This window comes from Rhodopseudomonas sp. WA056 (assembly GCF_010906995.1).
GTDB lineage: Bacteria > Pseudomonadota > Alphaproteobacteria > Rhizobiales > Xanthobacteraceae > Rhodopseudomonas > Rhodopseudomonas palustris_G.
The window spans coordinates 1-4,396 of record NZ_QPFS01000200.1 but is presented as its reverse complement, the minus strand read 5'-3'; the positions used below and the strand labels follow the sequence as shown (position 1 = coordinate 4,396).

4 protein-coding genes are annotated in these 4,396 nt (G+C 65.6%); all 4 read right to left on the bottom strand.

Annotated features, from left to right (window positions below; translation table 11 throughout):
- The coding region (gene hpf / locus DU475_RS23070) for a ribosome hibernation-promoting factor, HPF/YfiA family (RefSeq protein WP_013499899.1) at positions 1–606 on the bottom strand (606 nt) is incomplete at its 3' end.
- 56 nt (positions 607–662) lie between these two features.
- The gene (gene rpoN / locus DU475_RS23065; RefSeq protein WP_164633440.1) at positions 663–2,306 is read right to left on the bottom strand and encodes an RNA polymerase factor sigma-54; all 1,644 of its coding nucleotides are present in this window, start codon (positions 2,304–2,306) and stop codon (positions 663–665) included.
- A gap of 202 nt (positions 2,307–2,508) precedes the next feature.
- Positions 2,509–3,477 carry an LPS export ABC transporter ATP-binding protein gene (lptB, locus tag DU475_RS23060; protein ID WP_164633439.1) on the bottom strand — a complete coding sequence of 323 codons (969 nt, stop codon included), beginning with the start codon at positions 3,475–3,477 and terminating at the stop codon, positions 2,509–2,511.
- Positions 3,478–3,657: 180 nt separating this feature from the next.
- Positions 3,658–4,323: an LptA/OstA family protein gene (locus DU475_RS23055; RefSeq protein ID WP_164633438.1), complete on the bottom strand. Its 666-nt coding sequence runs from the start codon at positions 4,321–4,323 to the stop codon at positions 3,658–3,660.
- Positions 4,324–4,396: the final 73 nt, after the last annotated feature.

The following is a 4,396-nucleotide window of genomic DNA, read 5'->3' as shown; positions in this document are numbered from 1 at the left end:
GCTCGCGGCGCCGTTCGGCACCGGCGGATCGATCCAGCCGATATTGCCGTCGGCACGACGATAGATGATGTTCACGCGGCCCGAGCCGCCGTGCAGGAACACCACCACCGGCGCGCCGGTGAGGTCGAGCTCGACCACCGCCTCGCTCACCGAGAGCCGCTTCATCGCGGTGGTGGCCTCGGCGATGATCACCGGGTTGTAGGCGTCTTCCTGATGTTCCTCGTCGCCGGGCGCCTCGATCACGTAGCTCGGCACGTCCACCGGCGTGCTGAGTTCGGCCAGAGCGTTGGCTTCGGCATGGGCCTTGCGCGCCGAACGATCCTTCAGCCGGCTCTTGTAGCGGCGCAGCCGCTTTTCGATCTGCACCAGCGCCTGATCGGCGCTCGCATAAGCGTCCGCCGCGTTGGCCTCGGCTTCCAGGGTGATGCCGGAATCAAGGTGCAGCGCACAATCGGTACGGAAGCCGAAACCGTCCTTGCTGAGCGTGAAGTGTCCCGAATAGTTGCCATCGAAATACTTGCGCAACACCTCCTCGGTGCGTTCGCTCACGCGGCCGCGCAGCGCTTCGCCGATGCTGATGCTCTTGCCGGATATCCGGATGGTCATGGCAGTCCTCGATTCGTCTTAGGGGAGGTGACACTAGTCAGAGCAGGGCCGCGCAATCAAGCTGGGGCGGTGTCGCGGGACCGGCTCGCGGCCGCCGACTGCGTACCGAGCATGTTCTGTTTGTCCCGGCGGCGCTGCACTGAAGAGGGGATACGCATCGCTTCGCGATACTTCGCGACGGTGCGACGCGCGATGTCGATGCCGGCTTCGCGCAGCCGGTCGACGATCGTATCATCCGACAGGATCGCCGACGGATCCTCGCTGTCGATCAACTGGCGGATCTGGTGCCGCACGGCTTCGGCCGAGTGCGCTTCGCCGCCGTCGGCGGAAGCGATCGACGCGGTGAAGAAATACTTAAGTTCGAAAGTGCCGCGGTTGGTCGCCATGTATTTGTTGGCGGTGACGCGCGACACCGTCGATTCGTGCATCTGGATCGCGTCGGCCACGGCTTTCAGATTCAGCGGCCGCAGATGTTTGACGCCGTGGGTGAAGAAGCCGTCCTGCTGGCGCACGATCTCGGTGGCGACCTTGAGAATGGTGCGGGCGCGCTGATCAAGCGCGCGCACCAGCCAGGTGGCGTTCTGCAGACAGTCGGAGAAGTACGATTTGTCGCCGTCCTTGCGGATCGTCTTCGACAGCTCCGAATAATACGACTGGTTGACGAGTACCTTCGGCAACGTGTCGCTGTTGAGTTCGACCAGCCAGCCGCCGTCGGGGCCGGGGCGGACGAATACGTCGGGCACGATGGTCTGCACCCGCGACGAGCCGAATTTCAGTCCGGGCTTCGGATCGAGGTGGCGGATCTCGCCGATCATGTCGACGAGATCCTCGTCGTCGACGCCGCAGATCTTGCGCAAGCTGGCGACGTCGCGCTTGGCCAAAAGATCGAGATGTTCGACCAGCGCCTGCATGGCCGGATCGTAGCGGTCGCGCTCGCGGAGCTGGATGGCGAGGCATTCGCTCAGGTTGCGCGCGCAGATGCCGGGCGGATCGAAGGTCTGCAACACGTGCACGACCGCTTCGACTTCGGCCGAACTGGCGCCGAGCCGTTCGGCGGCGTCGCCGAGATCGGGCGGCAAGTAGCCGGCGTCGTCGACCAGATCGATCAGGTACTGACCGATCAGGCGCTGCGACGGCGTCGTCACCGCAACGGCGAGCTGTTCGGCGAGATGATCGGCGAGCGAAGTCTCGGCGGCCACGAAGGCTTCGAGATTATAGCCCTCGTCCGACGAGGCCCCGCCGCCCCATTCCGTATAGGAGGCCGGCGCGCTGTCCTGTGCGGCGCGGGCTGCGGCTTCGGCCGGCTCTTCGGGGAATACGTTCTCCATGCCGGTATCGAGCGTCTGCTCGATATCGCTGCGGCTGCCGAGATCCCGGTGCATCCACTCTTCGGTGCCAGGCTCGAAGGCGCTGGCACTTCCCGCCTCGACGAAGTCGGAGCTTTCACCGCCGGCGTCGTCACCGCCGCTCTGGCTGAAATCGTTAGCGCTCTCGCTGCCGTCCGCCGCGGTCTCACCCGCGACCGGGGGCTCGCCATTGTCACTGGCGCGATCGAGAAGCGGGTTCTTCTCGAGTTCGTCTTCGACGAATGCCGCGAGGTCGAGATTCGACAACTGAAGCAGCTTGATCGCCTGCATCAGTTGCGGGGTCATCACCAGAGACTGTGTCTGGCGGAATTCGAGTCGTTGCGACAGCGCCATGGTGGCCAAAACGGTAGTTGGTCCGTTTCTTGCTTACGCCTTTCCGGTGCGGTTGTACACGCCTTGACGAATGGGAAATTTGGAGTAGAGGCGGCAGCACTTCGGCGGCGGCCGGGTCCGGTATCTAGGTAGTACGATCACAAGGTCGGATCGGTCCGGACCCGGAGATCATGGACTCCCTCTGTGCAAACCGCAACCGGCTTCACAGCCGGAACTCTTCGCCGAGGTAAAGACGCCTGACGTCCGGGTCGTTGACGATATCTTCCGGCGTCCCCTCGGTCAGGATCTCGCCCGCATAGACGATGTAGGCGCGGTCAGTAAGGCCGAGCGTTTCGCGGACGTTGTGATCGGTGATCAGAACGCCGATGCCGCGATTGGTGAGATGTCGCACCAGATCCTGGATGTCGCCGACCGCGATCGGATCGATGCCGGCGAACGGCTCGTCGAGCAGCATGTAGTTCGGCCGGCTCGCGAGCGCGCGGGCGATCTCGACGCGGCGGCGCTCGCCGCCGGACAGCGCGATCGACGGCGATTTGCGCAACCGCTCGATGTTGAATTCCTGCAGCAGATTGTCGAGCTGGGACTCGCGCTTGCGCTTGTCCGGTTCGACCGATTCCAGCACCGCACGGATGTTCTGTTCGACCGTGAGGCCGCGGAAGATCGAGGCTTCCTGAGGCAGGTAACCGATGCCGAGACGGGCGCGCTGATACATCGGCAGCTTGGTGACGTCGTGGCCGTCGAGTTCGATCGCGCCGTTGTCGGCCTTGATCAGCCCGGTGATCATGTAGAACACCGTGGTCTTGCCGGCGCCGTTCGGGCCGAGCAGGCCGACCGCTTCGCCGCGGCGGACATAGATGCTGACACCGCGCACGATCTTGCGGGTGCCGAAGCTCTTCTCGACGCTGTGAACTGCCAGATAGCCGGATGGTGTCGCGGCCCGGGGTGCGCTCGCCTGTCGGGTCGGGGCCGTGGTCTGACGTGGAGCGGCGGCCATCGGCGTTCTCTGCTGAGCCGCATACGCATCGCTGCGCGCGACCGGCGGGGCGTCGCGGACCGGCGCGGTCAGCAAATCGCCGACCTCGTCGCCGAGTCCGGTGATATCGGTTCGTGCGCCTGCAAACCCGGAAGCCTTCGGGCCGCGCCGACGGAACATGCCGCGAAGATCCACCATGCCGCTATCGAACCTGCCCAGTGACGCACCATGCCACCGTCATACGGGTGGCGCCGCAGCCGGTGCCGCGTGCCGGCACCACGGCGTTGTGGCGTTGCGACAGGGGCAAGGCTTCCCAATCGCTGTTACAGGCCTGCGGCATCCGGTTCAACATCGGTGCCCGCCGATCGTCGCGCCGGGTCACTTCGGCTTGCCCGAACCGGTCGGCGGCCCGAGTGGCAGCGGGCCGCCGCCATTTGTCCCCGACGATTGGAACAGGCCCTGGACCCGACCGCTGTCTGATTCCACCCGCGACACGCCGGTGGTCATGTCGACCATCAGCCGATCGCCGCGCACCACGTTGCGGGCCTGGGTCAGCACCACATTGCCGGTCATCGTCACGAGGTTGGTCTTGGTCTCGAACACCGCCTTGTCGCCGGTGACGACCTGGTCTTTCTGGGTGACGACAACATGGCCCTTGGCCTCGAGCCGCCGGATCGACGAGGCGCCGTCCGGCCCCGGCGCGGCCGCTGCCATCGGCTTGCCTTTGGCTCCCTTGGCCGGCGCCTGATCCTGATCGTAGAACACCACCAGGGTCTGCGAAGTCATCGTGGTGTCGCCCTGCACCACTTTGACGTTGCCGGAGAAGGTCGCTTCCTTCTTCTTGTCGCGCACTTCCAGCGTGTCGGATTCGATCTGGATCGGCTTGTCGCGGTTCTGCGAGAAGCCCTGCATCGCATTCGGCACGCCCTGCACGGCGCTCTGCGCCGCCGCCGGTCGCGGCCCCAGGGCCGACACGGCGATCAGCGCGGCGCAAACCGCGGCGAGCGTGCCGCGGCGCGAACGGGGAAGGGCGGCAATTCTCATTGTCGGGCTCACCTCGCGGGGGCGCGCTGGCCGGAAACGGGAGCCGGCCGTTTGGCCGGGGCGGGAGGCGGGG